14 protein-coding genes, 4 pseudogenes and 1 CRISPR repeat array are annotated in these 20220 nt (G+C 51.7%); of the genes and pseudogenes, 9 read left to right on the forward strand and 9 right to left on the reverse strand.

Going from position 1 to position 20220, the window contains the following annotated elements; all coding sequences use genetic code 11:
• Positions 1-400: 400 nt before the first annotated feature.
• A protein-coding gene (locus SYMBAF_RS03515) for an IS3 family transposase (RefSeq protein ID WP_152609019.1) occupies positions 401-1593 on the reverse strand; the annotation gives its coding sequence in 2 pieces (ribosomal slippage) (positions 401-1281 and positions 1281-1593; 1194 coding nt in all).
• Positions 1594-2094: 501 nt separating this feature from the next.
• Here SYMBAF_RS03515 and SYMBAF_RS03520 point away from each other — a divergent pair.
• From SYMBAF_RS03520 to proY, 5 genes are all read left to right on the forward strand, one after another.
• A complete protein-coding gene (locus tag SYMBAF_RS03520; RefSeq protein ID WP_152609018.1) occupies positions 2095-2763 on the forward strand; it encodes a hypothetical protein in 669 nt (222 codons plus the stop codon).
• A 617-nt stretch (positions 2764-3380) separates the two neighbouring features.
• Positions 3381-4070: a phosphate response regulator transcription factor PhoB gene (phoB, locus tag SYMBAF_RS03525; protein ID WP_040263099.1), complete on the forward strand. Its 690-nt coding sequence runs from the start codon at positions 3381-3383 to the stop codon at positions 4068-4070.
• A gap of 24 nt (positions 4071-4094) precedes the next feature.
• Positions 4095-5411 (forward strand): phosphate regulon sensor histidine kinase PhoR, encoded by a 1317-nt coding sequence (gene phoR, locus SYMBAF_RS03530; RefSeq protein ID WP_040263097.1) that lies wholly within the window; start codon positions 4095-4097, stop codon positions 5409-5411.
• A gap of 535 nt (positions 5412-5946) precedes the next feature.
• Entirely contained in the window at positions 5947-7263 is a 1317-nt protein-coding gene (gene brnQ, locus SYMBAF_RS03535) for a branched-chain amino acid transport system II carrier protein (protein ID WP_040263095.1), read from the forward strand.
• A gap of 72 nt (positions 7264-7335) precedes the next feature.
• Complete coding sequence (gene proY, locus SYMBAF_RS03540; protein ID WP_040263093.1) at positions 7336-8742, forward strand: proline-specific permease ProY; 1407 nt, start codon at positions 7336-7338, stop codon at positions 8740-8742.
• Between the two features lie 305 nt (positions 8743-9047).
• Here proY and SYMBAF_RS03545 read toward each other — a convergent pair.
• The 3 genes and pseudogenes from SYMBAF_RS03545 to SYMBAF_RS03555 form a co-directional block, all read right to left on the reverse strand.
• Positions 9048-9769, reverse strand: a pseudogene (locus SYMBAF_RS03545) (gamma-glutamyltransferase); the annotation flags it as partial.
• A gap of 226 nt (positions 9770-9995) precedes the next feature.
• A complete protein-coding gene (locus SYMBAF_RS03550; protein WP_040263091.1) occupies positions 9996-10598 on the reverse strand; it encodes a peroxiredoxin C in 603 nt (200 codons plus the stop codon).
• A 228-nt stretch (positions 10599-10826) separates the two neighbouring features.
• A pseudogene (locus SYMBAF_RS03555) lies at positions 10827-11274 on the reverse strand (ACP phosphodiesterase).
• 363 nt (positions 11275-11637) lie between these two features.
• Here SYMBAF_RS03555 and queA point away from each other — a divergent pair.
• Together queA and tnpC (SYMBAF_RS17520) are read left to right on the forward strand one after the other, a co-directional pair.
• Entirely contained in the window at positions 11638-12717 is a 1080-nt protein-coding gene (gene queA, locus SYMBAF_RS03560; RefSeq protein WP_160758772.1) for a tRNA preQ1(34) S-adenosylmethionine ribosyltransferase-isomerase QueA, read from the forward strand.
• A 182-nt stretch (positions 12718-12899) separates the two neighbouring features.
• A pseudogene (gene tnpC, locus SYMBAF_RS17520) lies at positions 12900-13640 on the forward strand (IS66 family transposase); the annotation flags it as partial.
• A 190-nt stretch (positions 13641-13830) separates the two neighbouring features.
• A CRISPR array of direct repeats spans positions 13831-14392; the repeat unit is 32 nt; unit sequence GTTTCAATCCACGCACCCGCGTGGGGTGCGAC.
• 174 nt (positions 14393-14566) lie between these two features.
• On the opposite strand, the gene cas2 reads toward tnpC (SYMBAF_RS17520), so the two are convergent.
• Together cas2 and SYMBAF_RS03580 are read right to left on the reverse strand one after the other, a co-directional pair.
• Positions 14567-14860, reverse strand: a complete 294-nt coding sequence (gene cas2, locus SYMBAF_RS03575; protein ID WP_040263088.1) for a CRISPR-associated endonuclease Cas2 — start codon at positions 14858-14860, stop codon at positions 14567-14569.
• Between the two features lie 12 nt (positions 14861-14872).
• Positions 14873-15196, reverse strand: a complete 324-nt coding sequence (locus SYMBAF_RS03580) for a CRISPR-associated endonuclease Cas1 (protein WP_082026816.1) — start codon at positions 15194-15196, stop codon at positions 14873-14875.
• Positions 15197-15219: 23 nt separating this feature from the next.
• Between SYMBAF_RS03580 and SYMBAF_RS03585 the strand changes: the two genes are divergently transcribed.
• A protein-coding gene (locus SYMBAF_RS03585; RefSeq protein ID WP_152609001.1) for an IS3 family transposase occupies positions 15220-16388 on the forward strand; the annotation gives its coding sequence in 2 pieces (ribosomal slippage) (positions 15220-15469 and positions 15469-16388; 1170 coding nt in all).
• A 9-nt stretch (positions 16389-16397) separates the two neighbouring features.
• A pseudogene (tnpC, locus tag SYMBAF_RS03590) lies at positions 16398-17944 on the forward strand (IS66 family transposase).
• A gap of 61 nt (positions 17945-18005) precedes the next feature.
• Here tnpC (SYMBAF_RS03590) and gutQ read toward each other — a convergent pair.
• The 3 genes from gutQ to gutM all read right to left on the reverse strand — a co-directional run bounded on the left by gutQ (position 18006) and on the right by gutM (position 20192).
• Entirely contained in the window at positions 18006-18977 is a 972-nt protein-coding gene (gene gutQ, locus SYMBAF_RS03595) for an arabinose-5-phosphate isomerase GutQ (protein ID WP_040263082.1), read from the reverse strand.
• Positions 18964-19740 (reverse strand): glucitol operon DNA-binding transcriptional repressor SrlR, encoded by a 777-nt coding sequence (srlR, locus tag SYMBAF_RS03600; protein WP_040263080.1) that lies wholly within the window; start codon positions 19738-19740, stop codon positions 18964-18966. The genes gutQ and srlR overlap by 14 nt, the downstream gene beginning before the upstream one ends.
• 89 nt (positions 19741-19829) lie before the next feature.
• Positions 19830-20192 carry a transcriptional regulator GutM gene (gene gutM / locus SYMBAF_RS03605; protein ID WP_082026815.1) on the reverse strand — a complete coding sequence of 121 codons (363 nt, stop codon included), beginning with the start codon at positions 20190-20192 and terminating at the stop codon, positions 19830-19832.
• Positions 20193-20220 lie beyond the last annotated feature (28 nt).

A 20220-nucleotide genomic window follows, 5' to 3' on the forward strand; every position in this document is an offset into this window, starting at 1 on the left:
GATGGCGGTGATTATAAAGGGCGCTGAGAGGGTTGTCGTGATGCATTTAGTTTCTTGGAACCTATCCCATTAGGTTATTTTATTTGCCATTTTGACCTTGGGCAGTGCTCATCCTCCTCACGGACTCCCTGTACACTGTGGTGGTTGCGCGCTGTCGGTGTCCAACAATGTACGCCTACTGGGATAGGCTCTTAGTTACTGGCTTATTTTCCTCAGTTCGGTAAATCATCTAACAGCAAATATGGCATTAATCGACACAGGTGAAAGAAGCTGGGTGGAAATAAATACATCCATACCGGATAGCCGACAATACTTCGCTGCATACAGAGGGAAAATAGCACCCACGATATGCTGAAGAGGATCAATGAATGTGGAGTTGCCCCTGCTAAAACGGACACAGTTAATTAACCGCTAATACGGCTTCACGGTATTCGCGTGGGGATCTCATTTTCAGCCCCTTATGCGGATGCCAGTTGTTATAATCTGCCATCCACTCAGCCAGCTTTTCCAGCATTGATGCCGCATCCGGCAGATCATTTATGTAGACATAATCCCGCTTGAATGTCTTCACGAACGATTCTGCCATGCCGCTACTTTCCGGGCTGCGCACCGGTGTTGTGCATACGATGAACCCCAGTGACCTGGCGAACGTACGCGTAGCATCAGCTATGTAGTAGCTGCCGTTATCCGTCAGCCATTGTATCGGATGGGGAACCTTCAGCGTGTTTCCGAACCGTTTTTCCAGATTTTCTGTCAGCAGATCCTGCACTATTTCGCTGCTGATACCCCCGGTGGTGGCACTCCAACTGATGGCTTCGCGATCGCAGCAGTCCAGACTGAACACCACCCGTACCACTTCACGGTTCCACCAGCGGATTTCAAAGCCGTCAGACCACCACCGGGTATCCGGTTTCAGCGTGATCACGTTGCCTGTATGGTTTCGGTGTTTTTTCTCATACCCCGACTTTGCCAGTCGCAGCTTATTGAGTTTCATGATCCGGTATAGCCGTTTGGGATTTACCCGGCGACGTGCCTCCTTCAACTCCCGGTTCAGATGTGCAGTCACCCTCCGATAGCCGTTGGTTGCACGTCGGCTGCATATCTGACGGATGAATGACAGCAACGCCTCCTCGGCTTCTTTACTGTAACGCACAGTGCGTGGCTGTCGCAGCCCACTCAGGCGTTCATAAAGGTTAGACCGTGACACCTTCAGTACCTGCGTTATTCGGATGAGCGGATATCGTCCGGGGGCAGCAATGGCATACGCGATATCAACTTTTTTGACTGCGCTATCTCCAGCGCATCGCGAAGGATTTCGGCTTCCATGGTTTTGCGGCCCAGCATCTGCTCACGCTGTTTTACCTTTTTCTCCAGGGCCTTAATTTCAGAGACACTGACAACTTCATCGCCAGCGGCGATCGCAGATTGACCACCATCATTCATAAGTCGTTTCCCTTTAAAAAGCAGACTGGGGGTAATGTCATATTGCCGGGCAACCAGAGAAACGGAATAGTCGGGCTGCATGGACAGCGCAACAAAACGGCTCTTCTCTTCTGCTCGCCAGTGGGCACTTCGATTCCTTGCACAAGACACTCCTTAAACATCGGCCTATGCCTAAGTCTTATTGATGAAGTGTCCGGTTTAAACGGGGCTACTACAGAATGCAACCTGAGTATGCCAAAAGCAGGCAGCGCCAACAAAATTATCGCCTAACGTTGCCAATTTGCGAAGTGTCGAACGATAAACCTGGCATATCTCTTAAAATATGTTTTACTCATTAAGTCATCACTAACGAAAGAATAAATGCAGGGTTATTAAATGCAGGAGTAAATGTAGGAGTAAATACCATTCTCCAAAAAATCATTAAAACACTCCCCTCTATCCCATGGCCATCTACCACATCAGATGAATGCAAATAGCATAATAGTGGTCATGGCTCATTGAATTCGCAGATAAGTGCCACATCAGCATGAATGAGCGGTGACGAGGTTACCCTGCGTGGCATGATATTCAACCCATTATAGACATCACACCTTATTCACCACCATGCCCTGTGCTTAATAAAGCCTAAAAAAATCATCTGAAAAATATTGATTGGGGGCTTTAGTTGATATTTATTTCCCATTAATCTTGGAGTTAAATTTTATGGTATCGTCAACATCTTCTGATCCATCTCTTTCGTTACAGACTGCTTCTTCAAAAACAGAAAGCGAAAGTGGCCCACCTCTGCCGCTGGCAGACAATATCGCATCATGTATGAATACCGCTGAACCCCTAGGGTTTTATGACTGTCAGGGTACTGAGAATGAGATAAATGTAAGGTGGTCATCACATTTATCAAATGATGGCATGCTGGACTTTATTTGGTGCCCGCACGTTAACTTAAGTAGATTTTCTTGCTCTTCGTCTGATTCTGAATATTTCCCCGAAAGTGGGAGTTCTGCGGTCTTCATGCATTCAAACGGACGTGATTTAATCATTAAAAACAAAAAAATATCGCCAGAATCATTTTCTGATTATATCACTAGGCTAGATGGTTATAATGATTCTGATAATAGCTCCCCGCTGATTCTGGCAGCTTGTAAAGCAGGGAGTGACGATGCAGATGGCTCTATTGCACAGAAATTAGCTAACGCAATAGGTAGAACGATAGTAGCGTCGCCTGGCATGATCCGTGCCGAAGCTAACGATGAAAAAACCCACATAATAAAAATATGTAGCGATCAGCCTTTTTTGGCTTTTACGCCTTCAAATATTGTCTGAGGGGTAAATTATTTTCCCTTGATGTCAATGTAGGCTCCCCATTAACGGGTCGTGTTGGGATTGGCGAAAATACGCATTTTTGTGCTGTCGTTGATAAAGTTTTTCTTCAATTTTCCGGTTCACCGCGCTCCGGTCACGAGCTCTGGCTTGCCATAGGGCATATCACTCAGAACCTATTCCATTAGGTTCTAAGCATTCTTAATTATAACGACGAACCATCAAGGCTTTATTTGTCCTGAATAGAACCCCAGCCCAATGATCAATGTGTTTCGCAGAGGGAGTATCATTCACTCTCTTGGCATCTCAATTCAGATGAGGTGCGTGTTCAAACCATGGCGGTCACTCAGGGGAGAGGTGAACGGGTGCGCGGTAGAGCGATACAGAGTGTATGTTGTAGGTTTGGGGCTGTGCTCCTCCTCTAGGGTTCGCTTGGTACGCTGGCACCATTTGCGTTCCCATGCGGGATCGCCGGTGTCTTGGTATTCATCAGCAGGCCGCCGAGAAACCTCGGTTTTCTGAAGCGCTGGGGAGCAGTCAAAAAAATGTCACAAAATTGACGCATAATGGCGCAGCATAGCCTAATAATAGAGATCGTTAACACATTGGCAGGATTGATCATGGCAAGACGCATACTGGTGGTGGAAGACGAAGCGCCGATCCGTGAAATGGTGTGCTTGGTGCTGGAACAGAATGGTTACCAACCGATGGAAGCTGAAGACTATGGCAGTGCGGTGATGCGCCTGTCTGAGCCATTCCCTGATGTGGTGTTGCTCGATTGGATGCTACCCGGCGGTTCTGGTATTCAGTTTATCAAACATATGAAACGTGAAGCGCTAACCCGCGATATTCCTGTGATGATGTTAACTGCGCGCGGTGAAGAAGAAGATCGGGTACGCGGGCTGGAAGTGGGGGCAGATGATTATATCACCAAGCCGTTTTCGCCCAAGGAATTGGTGGCGCGCATCAAGGCGGTAATGCGCCGCATTTCCCCCATGGCAGTAGAAGAGGTGATTGAAATGCAGGGGTTGAGTCTCGACCCCGCCTCACACCGCGTGATAGCTAACGATCAGGCGTTGAATATGGGGCCAACGGAGTTCAAGCTGCTGCATTTTTTTATGACCCACCTGGAGCGTGTCTATAGCCGCGAACAATTGCTGAATCAGGTATGGGGCACTAACGTTTATGTGGAAGACCGCACTGTTGACGTGCATATCCGTCGGCTTCGTAAGGCGCTAGAGACCAGCGGTCATGATAAAATGGTGCAAACTATTCGGGGTGCCGGCTATCGGTTCTCAACGCGTTATTGATGGCACTGCGCTGGAGAATATGTCGTGTTAGACCGCCTGTCCTGGAAGAGGCTCGCTCTTGAGCTGGTTCTTTTCTGTCTGCCAGCATTGCTGCTGGGGGTGATTATCGGTTATCTGTCTTGGTTGCTGCTGGTGTCTGTACTGGCTGCGCTGGCATGGAATTTTTACAACCAACATAAACTTTCTCACTGGCTGTGGGTTGACCGCAGCATGACGCCACCAGCCGGGCGCTGGAATTGGCAACCGCTGTTCTATGGGCTGTACCAAATGCAGCAGCGTAATCGCCGCCGCCGCCGTGAACTGGCTTTACTGATCAAACGCTTTCGTAGCGGGGCTGAGTCGCTGCCCGATGCGGTGGTGATAACCACCGTCGAAGGTAACATCTTCTGGTGCAACGGGTTGGCGCAGCATCTGCTCGGCTTTCGCTGGCCGGAAGACAATGGTCAACACATCCTCAATCTGTTGCGTTATCCGCAGTTCAGCCACTATTTGCAGCAGCAGGCATTTTCACATCCGCTGACGTTGCAACTGAATAACGAACACCATGTTGAGTTCCGTGTGATGCCCTATGCCGAAGGCCAGTTGCTGATAGTAGCGCGTGATGTGAGCCAAATGCGCCAGTTGGAGAATGTACGACGCAACTTCTTCGCCAATGTCAGCCATGAGTTGCGCACGCCACTGACGGTATTGCAGGGGTATCTGGAAATGATGAGCAACGAATCGCTAGATGCTGCACTGTGCGCTAAGGCGCTGGATACCATGCAGGAGCAGGCTCGGCGTATGGACGGGCTGGTCACGCAATTACTAACGTTGTCGCGCATTGAGGCAACCCCCAATGTGAAAATGAATGAATGGGTGGATATTCCGCTGATGCTACGGGTGCTACAGCGCGAGGCGCAGTCGCTGAGCGGCGGCAAGCACGCAATGATCTTCCGGGTGAATGAGCAGCTCAAGGTATTCGGCAATCAAGAGCAGTTGCGCAGTGCGGTATCGAACCTGGTGTACAACGCCATCACCCATACCCCGGCGGGGACGAATATTGCCGTGAGCTGGCAGCAGACGCCGCACGGCGCGCAGTTCCAGATCGATGATAACGGGCCGGGCATCGCCGCTGAGCATCTCCCGCGCCTGACCGAACGGTTTTACCGTGTTGACCCGGCACGTTCGCGCCAGACCGGCGGCAGCGGACTGGGGCTGGCGATCGTCAAGCATGCGCTCAGCCATCACCATGCACGGTTGGAGATTTATAGCGAGCTGGGGATGGGGACACGGTTTATTTTTACCTTGCCTAACCGGTTGGCTGTTCCCGCTGATTTATCAGAAAAGGCGGCGAAAAATTAACGCGTAAGAGACCGGCATGAGTCGAATTTTCCGTGGGCTGGTCTCTGCATTGCTTGCGTTATCCCGGAGCAGCGTGCTGTAGGCTTCTAGTTTTACGAGGGGCTAAGCAAGAAAGAGCACAAATCATGTAGTGTATATTTATTGATATCTAACATGATCGACTGGTTGGTGAATGCCATTTAGATGATAACTCTGCTTTTTACCCTGCGCCTTGCCTTTGAGCGCTATAAAAGTTTACCTTATTGCCTGTTGCTGGATTAGATCTCCGCTTTATACCCAAAATAATTTGAGTTGCAGGAAGACGGCGCAAAGCAGCAAGCGCATGCAACTTGAAGTATTACGAGGATATAAAATCCTGAAACCTTACCCATAACCCTTAGTGGTGACTGTCGAAATAAGGGTAAAACGTCCGGCGTCACGCGTTTTTTGCTCTTATTTTATCCTGATGATGAAACGGCAATCTGGCAACTGGGTGAGCATATTGTCACTGGACTATCGGACATTTTTTTCATTTTAATAGGCAGCACGGCATCGTATGAGTCATCGTTTAACATCAAAAGATATTCTGGCATTGGGTTTCATGACCTTTGCTTTATTCGTCGGCGCTGGGAACATCATTTTCCCGCCAATGGTTGGTCTGCAATCCGGCGAACACGTCTGGATCGCTGCGCTCGGGTTCCTGATCACCGCCGTGGGGTTACCGGTCATTACCGTGATTGCGTTGGCGCGCGTCGGCGGCGGTATTGACGCGCTAAGCACGCCGATTGGCCGCAGTGCTGGCCTGTTGCTGGCGACCCTCTGCTATTTGGCGGTAGGCCCATTGTTCGCCACCCCGCGCACCGCCACCGTATCCTTTGAAGTGGGTATTGCCCCGCTGATCGGTCATGGTGACATGCCCCTGTTTCTCTACAGCCTGGTGTACTTTGCGCTGGTGATCGGCATTTCCTTGTATCCAAACCGCCTGATCGACACCGTTGGTCATGTGTTGGCACCGCTAAAAATTGTGGCGCTGGCTGTTCTGGGTATCGCCGCGCTGCTGTGGCCAGTGGGTACGCCGATCTCAGCAACTAACACTTATCAGACGATGGCTTTCTCCTCTGGCTTTGTTAACGGCTATCTAACCATGGACACCTTGGGTGCGCTGGTGTTTGGCATCGTCATCGTCAACGCCGCGCGTTCTCGCGGCGTAAAAGACACTGGCCTGCTGACGCGTTACACCATCCTGGCCGGATTGATCGCTGGTGTAGGTCTGACGCTGGTTTACCTGAGCCTGTTCAAACTGGGGTCGGGTAGCGGCGTATTAGTGCCTGAGGCCACCAACGGTGCGGTGATCCTGCATGCCTACGTGCAGAATACCTTCGGCAACTTAGGCAGCTTCTTCTTGGCAGCATTGATCTTTATCGCTTGTATAGTGACTGCGGTAGGTCTGACTTGTGCCTGCGCCGAGTTCTTCGCCCAATATCTGCCGTTCTCCTACAAAACGCTGGTATTTATCTTAGGCTTGTTCTCGATGGTGGTATCCAATCTGGGCCTGAGCCACCTGATCCAAATCTCCATCCCAGTGCTGACGGCGATTTACCCACCGTGCATTGTGCTGGTGCTGCTGAGCTTCACTTTGGGCTGGTGGAACAACGCGCCGCGCATTATAGCGATGGTGATGCTGATCAGCTTGTTGTTTGGTATCCTTGATGCAGTGAAGGCGTCCAGCCTCCAACACCTGCTGCCGACGTGGGCCCATCACCTGCCGCTGGCGGAGCAAGGGCTGGCCTGGTTGCTGCCTTCACTATTGATGTTAGTGCTGGTAGCGATTTATGATCGGGTGTGTACGCGTGAAAAAGTGACCACGTGCTAATAAACCCCCGGTTTAATCGAGGGCCACGGACTGATCCGTGGCTTTTTATGTTCCAAAATTATGGGTCATTTTATGCAACAACAGCCACCCCCCCCCTCTCCCGCCAATAAGTTGAAACCTGGTCTTAATGCGCGTCATATCCGCTTTATGGCGCTGGGTTCGGCTATTGGCACCGGGTTGTTCTACGGATCGGCGGACGCTATCAAGATGGCAGGCCCCAGTGTGCTGTTGGCTTATCTGATCGGCGGCATTGTGGCCTTTATCATTATGCGTGCACTGGGTGAGATGTCGGTCAATAACCCGCAGGCCAGTTCTTTTTCCCGCTACGCGCAGGATTATCTTGGGCCGATGGCAGGGTATATCACTGGTTGGACCTACTGCTTTGAAATTTTGATCGTTGCCATCGCCGATGTGACCGCTTTCGGTATTTATATGGGGGTCTGGTTCCCTGAGGTGCCGCAATGGATCTGGGTGTTGAGTGTGGTGCTGATTATCGGGGCTATCAACCTGATGAGCGTTAAGGTGTTCGGTGAACTGGAGTTCTGGTTCTCGTTTTTTAAGGTTGCCACTATCACCATTATGATCGTTGCCGGTGTCGGCATGATTATCTGGGGGATTGGCAACGGCGGGCAGCCAACGGGCATTCATAACCTTTGGTCTAATGGTGGCTTCTTCAGCAACGGTTTTATCGGGATGATCTTGTCGCTGCAATTGGTGATGTTTGCCTACGGTGGTATCGAAATCATCGGTATTACCGCCGGTGAAGCCAAAGATCCGAAAAAATCGATCCCGCAGGCCATCAACTCGGTGCCGTGGCGTATTCTGGTGTTCTATGTCGGCACGCTGTTGGTCATCATGTCGATTTATCCGTGGAACCAAGTGGGCACCAATGGTAGTCCGTTCGTGCTGACCTTCCAACACATGGGCATCACCATGGCGGCGAGTATCCTTAACTTTGTGGTGATCACCGCGTCACTGTCGGCGATTAACAGTGATGTGTTCGGCGTCGGCCGCATGTTGCATGGCATGGCCGAGCAAGGCCATGCGCCGAAGATGTTCAATAGAGTCTCCAAGAGGGGTATCCCGTGGGTGACGGTGATGGTGATGTTGTTGGCGCTGTTGCTGGCGGTATATCTCAACTACATCATGCCGGAAAACGTGTTCCTGGTGATCGCTTCGCTGGCCACTTTTGCCACCGTTTGGGTATGGATTATGATCCTGTTCTCACAGATCGCCTTCCGTCGCAGCCTGAGTAAAACGCAGGTGAGTAATCTGGCGTTCCCACTACGTGGCGGGGTATTTACCTCGATGATGGCGATTATCTTCCTGGCGTTTATCATCGGCCTGATCGGTTACTTTCCAACCACCCGCGTATCGTTATACGCCGGTTTGGTTTGGGTGATGGCGTTGCTGGTGGGTTATTACTTTAAAATCAACTACCAAAAGAAACGGGCGGCACTTGAGCAACCGCAGAACTGAAAACAGCGTATGGCGAATGCGGCATGCCGATGCTGGGTGTGCAGATTGCCGCTGCCCGGAGAATGTGAAGTGGAGCAACGACAAACGCGAGGGAAATGGGGCCAGTTTCCCGCCCCGATAGGGTTAGTACATCAATATCCGACGGCCGAGCCAGCAGGAAGGCGGACGTCGTTGGCACCGTACAGGTAGCCTTCGCGCACTCTGCCGGATACCGCAGAGTCGTTACCTGAGCTATCTGGATTGACGCCTATTGCGCCTGGTAGGCCAACCTAAGCGTGGCGCATCGCTTCGGTCATGGTATGGATGGCCGCCGCTGCCACTGCCTGCGGGATTTTGCCTCTGTAAAATGCATCCGTGCCGTCTTTGGCGATGGCTGACAGCGTATTGGCCAGATCGCGCTGTACCAAGCGATCGCCCGGCTGCAATGGCGTGCCGTCTGGGCGTAGGAAGATCTTGGCGGACTCAGGATCTTGTTTGAAACGTGCGATGGTGGTGTCGAGGACATCGGTGTCGGCACGGGTCGGCACGGGTCAGCACAAAGCCTTCGCGCGCCAGTTTGATCGCCGGTGCTAACAACTGCTGGCGGCTCAGCTTACCGTATTTCTCGCGTGCAGTTTCCATACCTAGCACCGTGCCTGGTACGGCTACTGCCAGATAGCCGTATAAACTGGTATCTTTCTTCACCTTGCCGACAGCGTCCAGATACATTTGGGCGCTAGCCGCCGCCGGCGCGACTTCACGGAAGTTAATAAAGGTATCGGTACCATCGGCCAGGTGGATGGTCATAAAGCCGCCACCGCCGATATTGCCGCAGCAGGGGTTGACCACCGCCTGCGCGTAGCCAACCGCCACCGCAGCATCTATCGCATTGCCGCCCATTTTTAGGATGTCGGCGTGAGGCCAGGTGCTGTGAGGTTACCACCATGCTATTTGGGGCTTCTACCGCCGGATTGGAAGCCGCATGCAGGCTACAGCTGGCTAGCAATAGTGCCGCGGTCATTGGTTTGCCCCATTTCTGTAAAAGCATAGTTACCCTTACCCTGTAAATTTTTTTGGTATTTGCTTTGCTTGCAAAGAGCAGCAAGCCTGTGTTGTTGTGCATCTTGATAATAGATACCGATAAGGAGAGAGTAGAGTAACCAGGCTGAGAAATGTGAGCGGAAACGAGGAAGTAAAGCCCACATTGTGGGCGGGATCTAAAAAGGATAAAAAAACCGGCCACGTGAGCCGGCTGATTCACTTGCAGATTGAAATTACAGCTTGGCAGCGTTCTCGGACAGGTATTTAGCGACACCGTCTGGAGATGCGCCCATACCTGCTTTGCCTTTTTCCCACTGAGCCGGGCACACTTCGCCGTGTTGCTCGTGGAATTGCAGTGCGTCAACGGTACGCAGCATTTCGTCGATGTTACGGCCGATTGGCAGGTCGTTGACAACCTGCGCGCGTACCACACCGTCTTTGTCGATCAGGAAGGAGCCGCGCAGCGCAACGCCAGCTTCTGGGTGTTCGATGCCGTAAGCTTGCTGAATTTCACGCTTAATGTCAGCAACCATGGCGTATTTCACTTCACCGATGCCGCCGTTTTCGACCGGGGTTTTACGCCATGCGTTATGGACGAACTCTGAATCGAATGAAACGCCAACCACTTCAACGCCACGCTTCTGGAACTCTTCATAGCGGTGATCGAAAGCGATCAGCTCAGAAGGACATACGAAGGTGAAGTCCATCGGCCAGAAGAACAAAACCGCCGGCTTGCCGTTCAGGTGCTTCTTTAGGTTAAAGTTTTCAACAATTTCGCCGTTGCCTAATACGGCAGCAGCAGTAAAATCAGGGGCTTGACGAGTTACCAGAACCATAATGACTCCTGTAAAAGTTGTTAAGGGGTTGAGAGAAAAAGCACTGGCCAGTATAAGAGCCGCGACTGGGTGGATAAAGGGTAAAACACCCATCGATGAGATAGGTTTTACCTATTAAATCCGTATGTTAAATTTATAAAAAATCAAAATAACTTTTTCCTGAAAAAGGGCAAGTATAAAAAATATTTTCTTGAAAAGCGCCGCAATTTCAGTTTTTTGAACTTGACTTTACAGCTTTTTGTCTTTCGCCTGTTGCATCATCTGTGGGTAAAACTGCCAAAAGTGTGTTTCAAGCTGAGGGTAATGGCGTTCGATGTCGGCGAAGGATCCCGCCAACGCGGCGAGGCGTGGGCGGCGGGTGGCCATACTTTGCAGCACTTTGGCGATAAATGGTAATTCGGCATAGCGTTCTAGCCAGCGTTCTGGCCACAGGTAGCGGTTTAGGTTCTGAAAGCGTGGCGGCGTCAGCGGCAGGTACGGCACAATTTGGCTGCGCGCCTGCTGGGTGAAACTGTGTAGGCTGCTTAATGGTTCCAACTGTTGCCAGTGGCGCGCCAGAAAGTGATCCCAAACGACGTCAAGGGTGATCGGTGCCACGCACGAAGTCCGCCAGCAGATTGCCCAGCAAAGAGCTTTGCGCCAACATGGCCAAATGGAGATGAGCGAGAAAATTCATCCGGCCACTATACCCTAAATAATGGGCGTTGCACTAAGGCGTCAAACACTGGCCCGCAGGGATGGGGGTCGCTAACCCCGAGCTTACACGAACAAGTGATTCGTGTGAGTGATAAATCTGCCAGGAACTGATTTGAATGCCGTAAAGCGGCAGGCAAGTTCGTCAGGGGGAATCCTGAGATGGGCCGAATGGCGCAGCCAACAAAGAGGCGGTTTCAACTATGATGGGTAGATACCCGACGTTAAGTGCCTAATAGGATAGGTTCTAAGTACATCTTGCTTATTTCTTGCTGCTGACTGCCTACAGCTTTAGACTAGGCCGCCTATTTTCATCAGCCATCTTATAGTGAAGAAGTGAATACCCATGCGCGTTGCCGATTTTTCGTTTGAACTCCCTGGCTCCCTGATTGCCCGCTATCCGCAGCCTGCACGCAGCAGTTGCCGCTTATTGCAACTGGATGGGCCGAGCGGGGAACTGACGCACGGTGTATTTACCGATTTGCTGGACAAGCTGGAAGCTGGCGATCTGTTGGTGTTTAACAATACCCGGGTGATCCCGGCGCGTATATTTGGCCGCAAGGCCAGCGGCGGCAAGGTAGAAGTGCTGGTGGAGCGCGTGCTCGACGATCACCGCGTGTTGGCGCACGTTCGCGCCTCCAAGGCACCGAAGCCGGGTGCCGAACTGCTGTTGGGTGATGACGAAAGCATCGCTGCCACCATGGTGGCACGTCACGACACACTGTTTGAGCTGCGTTTTAATGATAATCGTGATGTATTCAGCGTTCTCAATGCCGTTGGTCATATGCCGCTGCCGCCGTATATCGATCGCCCGGACGAAGACGCCGATCGCGAGCTGTATCAGACGGTTTACAGTGAGAAACCGGGCGCTGTCGCCGCGCCGACCGCTGGCCTGCACTTCGACGAACCGCTGTTGGCTGCGCTGCGCGCGAAAGGCATTAAGATGGCCTTTGTTACCTTGCATGTTGGTGCTGGCACTTTCCAGCCGGTGCGGGTGGAGACCATTGAAGCGCATATGATGCATGCGGAATACACTGAGGTATCGCAGGAGGTGGTTGATGCAGTGCTGGACTGTAAAGCACGCGGAAAACGCGTGGTGGCGGTGGGCACCACCTCGGTGCGCTCGCTGGAAAGTGCCGCCAATGCCAGCAAGCCCGCGCTGATTGCCCCATTCTTCGGCGATACCCGCATCTTTATCACTCCAGGCTATCGCTATCAGGTGGTTGACGCGCTAGTAACCAATTTTCACTTGCCGGAATCGACGCTAATCATGTTGGTTGCCGCTTTCGCTGGCTATAAAAACACCATGAACGCTTATCTGCAGGCGGTAGCCGAGCAATACCGCTTCTTTAGTTACGGCGATGCGATGTTGATCAGCCGTAATCCGCAGGCGGAGCAAGAGTCCGTTGGTGCAGATGCCCAATAGATTGCAAGCTGTGGCAAGGCGCACCAGGTGCCAAGCGCTTACTCAAGTCAGTGACTGGCGGGAGAAGGTACCGCCGATATAGCCGCAGTTTGAAAGATGAAGGGTAGGTATTCCTGTGCTGCGCAAACGGCATGATCCTGTTTTAACGACATCAGACTGTTCCACAGATAACCCAGGCGTTACTGCCGCTGTACCTCCAGCAGAAAATCTACCTGCGCCAGGGCGTCGATATCACGTGCAGCACGCTGGCCGACTGATTCGGTGCGGTGGGTGCTGCGCTGAGGCCTCTGGCAGAAGCGTTGCACCGGGACTTGTTACAGCAAGCGGTGCTGTAGGAGGATGAAACGCTGTTGCTGTTGCTCAACCCCGAGAAAGGCAAAAGCCAGAAAGGCTACTTGTGGGTGTACGCCAGTGCAGCCGGGTCAATCCGGCCCGTAGTGGTGTATGACTGTCAGCCAGGGCGCAGCGGCACCTATGCCCAAGCGATGCTGAATAACTGGCAGGGGACGCTGGTTGTGGACGGGTATGCTGGCTACCGGGCATTATTCGACGAAGGTGGTGTGAAAGAAGCGGGCTGCTGGGCCCATGTGCGTCGGAAGTTCTTCGACCAGTACAGGGCAAACGGCAGTCCGGTGGCGGAGACGGCATTAACCACTATCCGTGAAATGTACAAACTGGGGCGTTGGATAAGGCAACGTCCGGCAGAACAACGACGACGATGACGTCAGCGTTATGCGAAACCGTGGTCGGCGGCGTTCGAAAGCTGGCGGCAGCTGAAACAGCAGAAGACGGCGGCGAACTCGGGGATACGCAAAGCTATCGATTATGCACTGAAGCGGTGGGTGGCGTTACGGGTTTACCTGGAGGATGGCCGGGTGCCGATAGACAACAACCGGACGGAGAATGTGATATGGCCCGTGGCGATCGTGGCATCGGACGGGTAGCGTCCCTCTGCCTTGCAAACAAAGGACATAAAGTTTGTATTGGGATTGGGTACCGGGAGCGTGAAGATTGCGCACATGAAGTTGTGGAAAAGATTCGCCATTTCGGTGGCACAGCCATCGCTGTGGGGTGCGACCAGCCAATCGCAGAACAGGCGCAGGCCGATCGTGAGTTTCAATCCACGCACCCGCGTGGGGTGCGACTTACTGACCAGTTGAAGAAAAACTTCCCTAACATGGTTTCAATCCACGCACCCGCGTGGGGTGCGACTACGGCCTACTTGGTAAGGTTTTTGAGCGCATCATGTTTCAATCCACGCACCCGCGTGGGGTGCGACACACTGTAAGTTCTATAGTAAACGGTGTTAATTGGTTTCAATCCACGCACCCGCGTGGGGTGCGACAGCTAGATGTAGCCCCATCGTATTCAACGATTGGGTTTCAATCCACGCACCCGCGTGGGGTGCGACAGTTGTAGTAGAGCTTTCTAGCTACAAGCAGCAGTTTCAATCCACGCACCCGCGTGGGGTGCGACAGTAGGCCTGAGCGTAATATCATCAGCATCTAAGGTTTCAATCCACGCACCCGCGTGGGGTGCGACTTGTAGCTACGTACTACAGCCTAGCTGAGGTAGGGGTTTCAATCCACGCACCCGCGTGGGGTGCGACCCACGAGATTAACGGCATCACCTACAAACTAAGAGTTTCAATCCACGCACCCGCGTGGGGTGCGACCGCCTTCTTGCAAAGGCAGAGACAGTCTACCGAGGAACCCTATTCTGCGCCAACCCCATGAGGGGAACCACAAATAGGCACTCTCGAAAGGCTGTCTTTCAATATGATCCATTTTATCAATCAGTTGAAAAACGCCATCCTCCCTGAGTTTTAATGAGTACTACCGGTTGGCGTTCAGATAATCAGGTCACTCTTGAAAATATCCAAGGCCGGTTTGGCACCATGGTGCTCCACCTTGCCACGCCACTCCTTGCCTAGACGATAAAAACGCAGGCTATCCACACCCGGCTCATACGCCTTCAACAGCTGTTCCTTAAACCGCACCCACTGAGCAGGTTCCACTTCGCATTCAAACACCGAGTACTGTACACGTACACCATAGTCCAGACAGATCTTCGCCAAATGACGCAATCGACGCGGTCCCTCAGGATCTTCCAGAGAGACATCGTAGGTCACCAGTACCATCATGGCCGCATTCCTTCATCGATGAAAATAAGGTGGATATTCCGCCAAATCGCCGCGCAAATGTTGTGCCAGCAACATGGCCTGCACATGAGGCAACAAGCCAACAGCTACTTTTTCCCCCAAGAACGGATGGGTGATCTCTTCCTGTTTTCTGGCTTGCCAGCTTTGTAACAACAATCGTCGAGTATCCTCCTTCATGGCGATACCACCCAGAATATCTGTTGTAAAATCATTAGGCTTGACCTGCTGACGATTGATCAGTGTCAACACTAACCGATCCACTATCGGAGTGTAGTGGCACACTGAATTTGGCCACCTGAACAGAGGTGATATGCTCACCTCAGGACATTACAGGTGCTTCAATGAAAAAAAGAAATTTCAGTGCAGAGTTCAAACGCGAATCCGCTCAACTGGTCGTTGACCAGAACTACACCGTGGCAGATGCAGCCAGTGCTATGGATGTCGGCCTTTCCACAATGACGCGATGGGTGAAGCAGTTGCGTGATGAGCGGCAGGGAAAAATACCTAAAGCCTCTCCCATTACTCCTGAACAAATTGAAATACGTGAGCTGAGGAAAAAAATACAACGTATTGAAATGGAAAACGAAATATTAAAAAAGGCTACCGCGCTCTTGATGTCAGACTCCCTGAACAGTTCTCGATAATCGGGAAACTCAGAGCGCATTATCCGGTGGTCACACTCTGCCACGTGTTCGGGGTTCATCGCAGCAGCTACAAATACTGGAAAAACCGTCCTGAAAAACCAGATGGCAGACGAGCTGTATTACGCAGCCAGGTACTGGAACTGCATAGCGTCAGCCATGGCTCTGCTGGCGCAAGGAGTATCGCAACTATGGCAACCATGAAGGGCTTCAGGATGGGACGATGGCTCGCCGGCAGGCTCATGAAAGAGCTGGGGCTGGTCAGTTGTCAACAGCCCACTCATCGGTATAAATGCGGTGGCCTTGAACACATCGCTATCCCGAATCACCTTGAGCGGCAGTTCGCAGTGACAGAGCCTAATCAGGTGTGGTGTGGCGATGTGACCTATATCTGGACAGGCAGGCGCTGGGCCTACCTCGCCGTTGTTCTCGACCTGTTCGCGAGAAAACCGGTGGGCTGGGCAATGTCGTTCTCACCGGACAGCAGGCTGACCATCAAAGCGCTGGAGATGGCGTGGGAGGCCCGGGGAAAACCAGCCGGAGTGATGTTCCACAGCGATCAGGGCAGCCATTACACAAGCAGACAGTTCCGGCAGTCACTGTGGAGGTATCGGATCAGACAGAGTATGAGTCGGCGTGGAAACTGCTGGGATAATAGCCCAATGGAGCGCTTCTTCAGGAGTCTGAAGAACGAATGGGTACCGGTGACGGGTTACATAAACTTCAGCGATGCAGCCCACGCAATAACGGACTATATCGTTGGGTATTACAGCGCGCTCAGGCCGCATGAATATAACGGTGGGTTACCACCAAACGAATCGGAAAACCGATACTGGAAAAACTCTAACGCGGTGGCCAGTTTTAGTTGACCACTACACATCGCAGCCCTTGAAGAAAAGCTCCGACAGAAAAATAGTAAACTCAGCCTCGTGGAAGAGACTGAGTCCTTCCTGCGCTCGGCGCTGGCCCGTGCAGAAGAAAAGATAGAAAACGAAGAGCGGGAAATAGAGCATCGGCGTGCGCAACTGGAAAAGCTGCGCCGGATGCTGTTCGGTACCCGCTCTGAAAAACTTCGCCGACAGGTGGAAGAGGCTGAAGCGGTGCTGAAACTGCACGAGCAGGCGGGTGACCGTCACAGCGGTCGGGAAAACGACCCGCAGGTTCCCCGTCAGCTTCGCCAGTCCGAACACCTTCCGCGTGAGATGAACCGCCTTGAGCCCGTGGAAACTGGCTGTCCTAGTGCGGAAGTGACCTTAAATATCTCGGCGAAGTCAGCGCAGAACAGCTGGAACTGGTCGCCTGCGCTCTGAAAGTCATCCGCACCGTCAGGGTGAAAAAGGCGTGCGTAAAGTGTGACTGCATTGTTGAAGCCCCCGCCCCCTCGCGTCCCATTGACCGCAGCATCGCAGGGCCTAGCCTGCTGGCCCGGGTGCTGACGTCAAAATACGGCGAACACTTGCCCTTGTATCGTCAAACTGCAATCCTGGCCCGTCAGGGCGTGGACCTGAGTCGAGCCTTGCTCTCCAACTGGGTAGATGCCTGCTGCCGGTTAATGGCACCGCTGGACGAAGCACTGTACCGCTACGTCATGGATACCCGCAAACTTCATACCGACGATACGCCGGTGCCAGTGTTGTCCCCGGGCAGGAAGAAGACGAAAACCGGGCGGCTCTGGACGTATGTCCGCGATAACCGTAACGCTGGTTCATCAGACCCACCGGCGGCCTGGTTCGCCTACTCGCCGAACCGGCAGGGAAAACATCCGCAACAGCATCTTCGCCAATATAGTGGCGTGTTGCAGGCTGATGCGTACGGCGGTTATGACCGGTTGTTCAGTGCAGAACGTGAAGGCGGTGCACTGATCGAAGCTGCATGCTGGGCGCACGCCCGTGGAAAAATCCATGATGTGTATATCAGTACCCAGACTGCCACAGCCGAGGAAACCCTGAAACGCATCGGTGAACTCTACGTTATAGAGGAAGAAATACGCGGCAGGCTGGAAGCAGAAAGGCAGTCAGTCAGACAGGCCCGAGCTAAACCGTTACTCGACTCACTCCATGAGTGGATGGTGGATAAAAGCGCGACGCTGTCGAAAAAATCCCGGTTGGGTGAAGCGTTCGCGTAGACGTTGAACCAATGGGATGCGTTGTGTTATTACGCCGATGAGGGGCTGACGGAACCTGACAATAACGCAGCGGAACGGGCGTTGAGGGTCGTCTGTCTGGGGAAAAAAAATTATATCTTCTTCGGCAGCGACCATGGTGGTGAGCGCGGCGCACTGCTGTACGGCCTGATCGGTACGTGCAAACTCAACGGAATCGACCCGGGGGCTTATCTGCGTCATATCCTGAGCGTACTGCCGGAGCGGCCCTGTAATAAAGTGGCCGAACTTCTGCCCTGGAAAGTGGATCTCACTTCTCATTAACCGTCAATACGACACTGCCTTTACGATTACGACATTATCATGTGATCTATCACCAAAATAACTAAGCTATATTTTCCTGATGTAAATCATGAAGGTTGATAGCACCGACCACCTTTCCCTCGGCATTAACAACTGGCGCGGCGTTTATATGGTTTTTGTGCAGCGCATCCAATGCGGTGCCCACAGACCATTCTTCAGGTAATTGGTAGCCTGGACGGCTAATCGCCTCAATAATTGGCGCATCAAGGTTCGATCCTTTTACCATCCACCTTCGGAGGTCTCCGTCAGTAAAAACGCCAGCGACTAAATCATTATTATCGCATACTACCACCAACCCCAACCCAGTTCTGCTGAGCTCAAGCATCCCTTCCATCACCGTACTATCCAGATGAACTTTAGGTAACCTCTCACCGGTGCGCATCAAATGATGTACACGGTTGAGTAAGCGTGCGCCTAAACTGCCTCCAGGATGTGAACGAGCAAATTGCTCAGGACTAAATCCACGATACCGCATCAGGGCCATGGTCAACGCATCCCCCATAAGTAGCGTATTTAAGGCACTGGATGTGGGCGCCAGTCCTAATGGGCAGGCTTCCCGTTCTACGCCTATATCCAAAACACAGGTTGCCGACTGCGCCAATGGCGAAGTTAGATTTCCAGTTATGGCAATGACAGGAATATGAGCCTCGCTTAATAATGGCAATAATGTGTCGAGCTCGCGGGCGCGCCCTGAATACGAAATAAAAATCACCACATCCGGGGCCGAAATCATGCCAAGATCACCATGCAATGCTTCTGCCGGATGTACAAAAAAGGCGGGTGTTCCTGTACTGGCCAATGAAGCTGATATTTTTTTGCCAATATGGCCTGACTTTCCCATACCAGACACAATAACTTTCCCTTTGCACTGCATCAGTATTTCACACGCCCTGACGATAGAGTCATCCAGACGTTGGAGCATTTTTTGCGCTTCAGCGATCTCAATCGCCATCGTTTCCCGGGCAAAGGCTAAAAAAGATTTACTCATCTTCATTACTTCCTACAATCACGACCTCTATGCCGTTTTCACGTAATGCATTGAGATAATTTACAGAAATACTTGAATCGGTAATTAATATATCCACAGCGCTCAGTTGGCATACAATATTGGGGCTTTTACGACCGAACTTTGATGAGTCTACCAGTAAAATAATCTGCTTAGCCGAGTGGCACATGGCCTGGCTTACTGCATAGGCTTCATTGAATGTCGTGACGCCTGCATTTAAGTCTACGCCGTCGGCACCGATGAATAATTTATCAAAACTGAATTGGGAAAAAGCAGCCTCTGCAAGACATCCGTGAAAGGATGCAGAATTTTTACGGTATGTACCGCCGGGCATCAGGATCACCTGATCATTATTCAGCTCAACGAGTTCATTAACGATGGTTAAACTGTTGGTCATTACCGTAATATTATTGAACTGGGATAGGCAGGGCACCATACGCAAGACCGTACTTCCTGTATCAAAAATCAGTGAATCACCATCGTTTATCAGCGAAACAGCATGTCGGGCAATCCACTTCTTTTGATCCGGGTTGATATGAGTTTTACGATGGATGGGTTGATCTCCCTCGTCTCGGCTGAGCATTACCCCGCCATAGGTCCTCAACACCATGCCCGCAGTTTCCAGTGACGTTAAATCCTTACGGATAGTCGTACCTGTAGTCCCAAAATGATTGGACAATATCTCAACAGAAGTTTTTCCATTGTGATGTAAATATTCCAGAATTGCTGACTGCCGCTGCTTAGGTTTCATCACATTTCATCATCCAATTATAAAATTCTTACCTTTTTTGAAAAAAATATAACAAACTTCGAAATATTTTTCTTATACAATGAAAGATATCATAATTGAGGTTGAATCGCCAAATTCAGGGCGGTTTGGCATGCATGTTGATGCGGGAAAATCACTTTGGGCTCAAGGGAATTTTTATGCAGACCGATGACCTGAGTCAATCTAACTGGTCGAGCGAAAACGGTAAGACCCCTTAGCATAAACCCATCACACACATGCCCATCTTCATCAAAGGATAATGCCATTATTACACGCGATCTGAAACAACCGGTAGAACGGCCAATACCCACGCGCCCTTGGCAAATCAGGCGATTCAACGCTTGATTGAATCGCCTGATTTGCCACCATCCCAAAAGGATTTGCCCCAGCCATGCAACGACGGCAATACAAATTAGCAATGTTACAGAACTCATGCATTACACCTTGTTAGAGAACCGGCCC

The organism is Serratia symbiotica, assembly GCF_000821185.2.
In the GTDB taxonomy this organism is placed as follows: domain Bacteria; phylum Pseudomonadota; class Gammaproteobacteria; order Enterobacterales; family Enterobacteriaceae; genus Serratia; species Serratia symbiotica.

Coding starts and splice junctions, on each gene's coding strand:
- phoB (WP_040263099.1), top strand. CDS start 3,381: ATGGCAAGACGCATACTGGTGGTGGAAGACGAAGCGCCGATCCGTGAA.
- brnQ (WP_040263095.1), top strand. CDS start 5,947: ATGAGTCATCGTTTAACATCAAAAGATATTCTGGCATTGGGTTTCATG.
- proY (WP_040263093.1), top strand. CDS start 7,336: ATGCAACAACAGCCACCCCCCCCCTCTCCCGCCAATAAGTTGAAACCT.
- SYMBAF_RS03550 (WP_040263091.1), bottom strand. CDS start 10,598: ATGGTTCTGGTAACTCGTCAAGCCCCTGATTTTACTGCTGCTGCCGTA.
- queA (WP_160758772.1), top strand. CDS start 11,638: ATGCGCGTTGCCGATTTTTCGTTTGAACTCCCTGGCTCCCTGATTGCC.
- cas2 (WP_040263088.1), bottom strand. CDS start 14,860: ATGATGGTACTGGTGACCTACGATGTCTCTCTGGAAGATCCTGAGGGA.
- gutQ (WP_040263082.1), bottom strand. CDS start 18,977: ATGAAGATGAGTAAATCTTTTTTAGCCTTTGCCCGGGAAACGATGGCG.
- srlR (WP_040263080.1), bottom strand. CDS start 19,740: ATGAAACCTAAGCAGCGGCAGTCAGCAATTCTGGAATATTTACATCAC.
- gutM (WP_082026815.1), bottom strand. CDS start 20,192: ATGAGTTCTGTAACATTGCTAATTTGTATTGCCGTCGTTGCATGGCTG.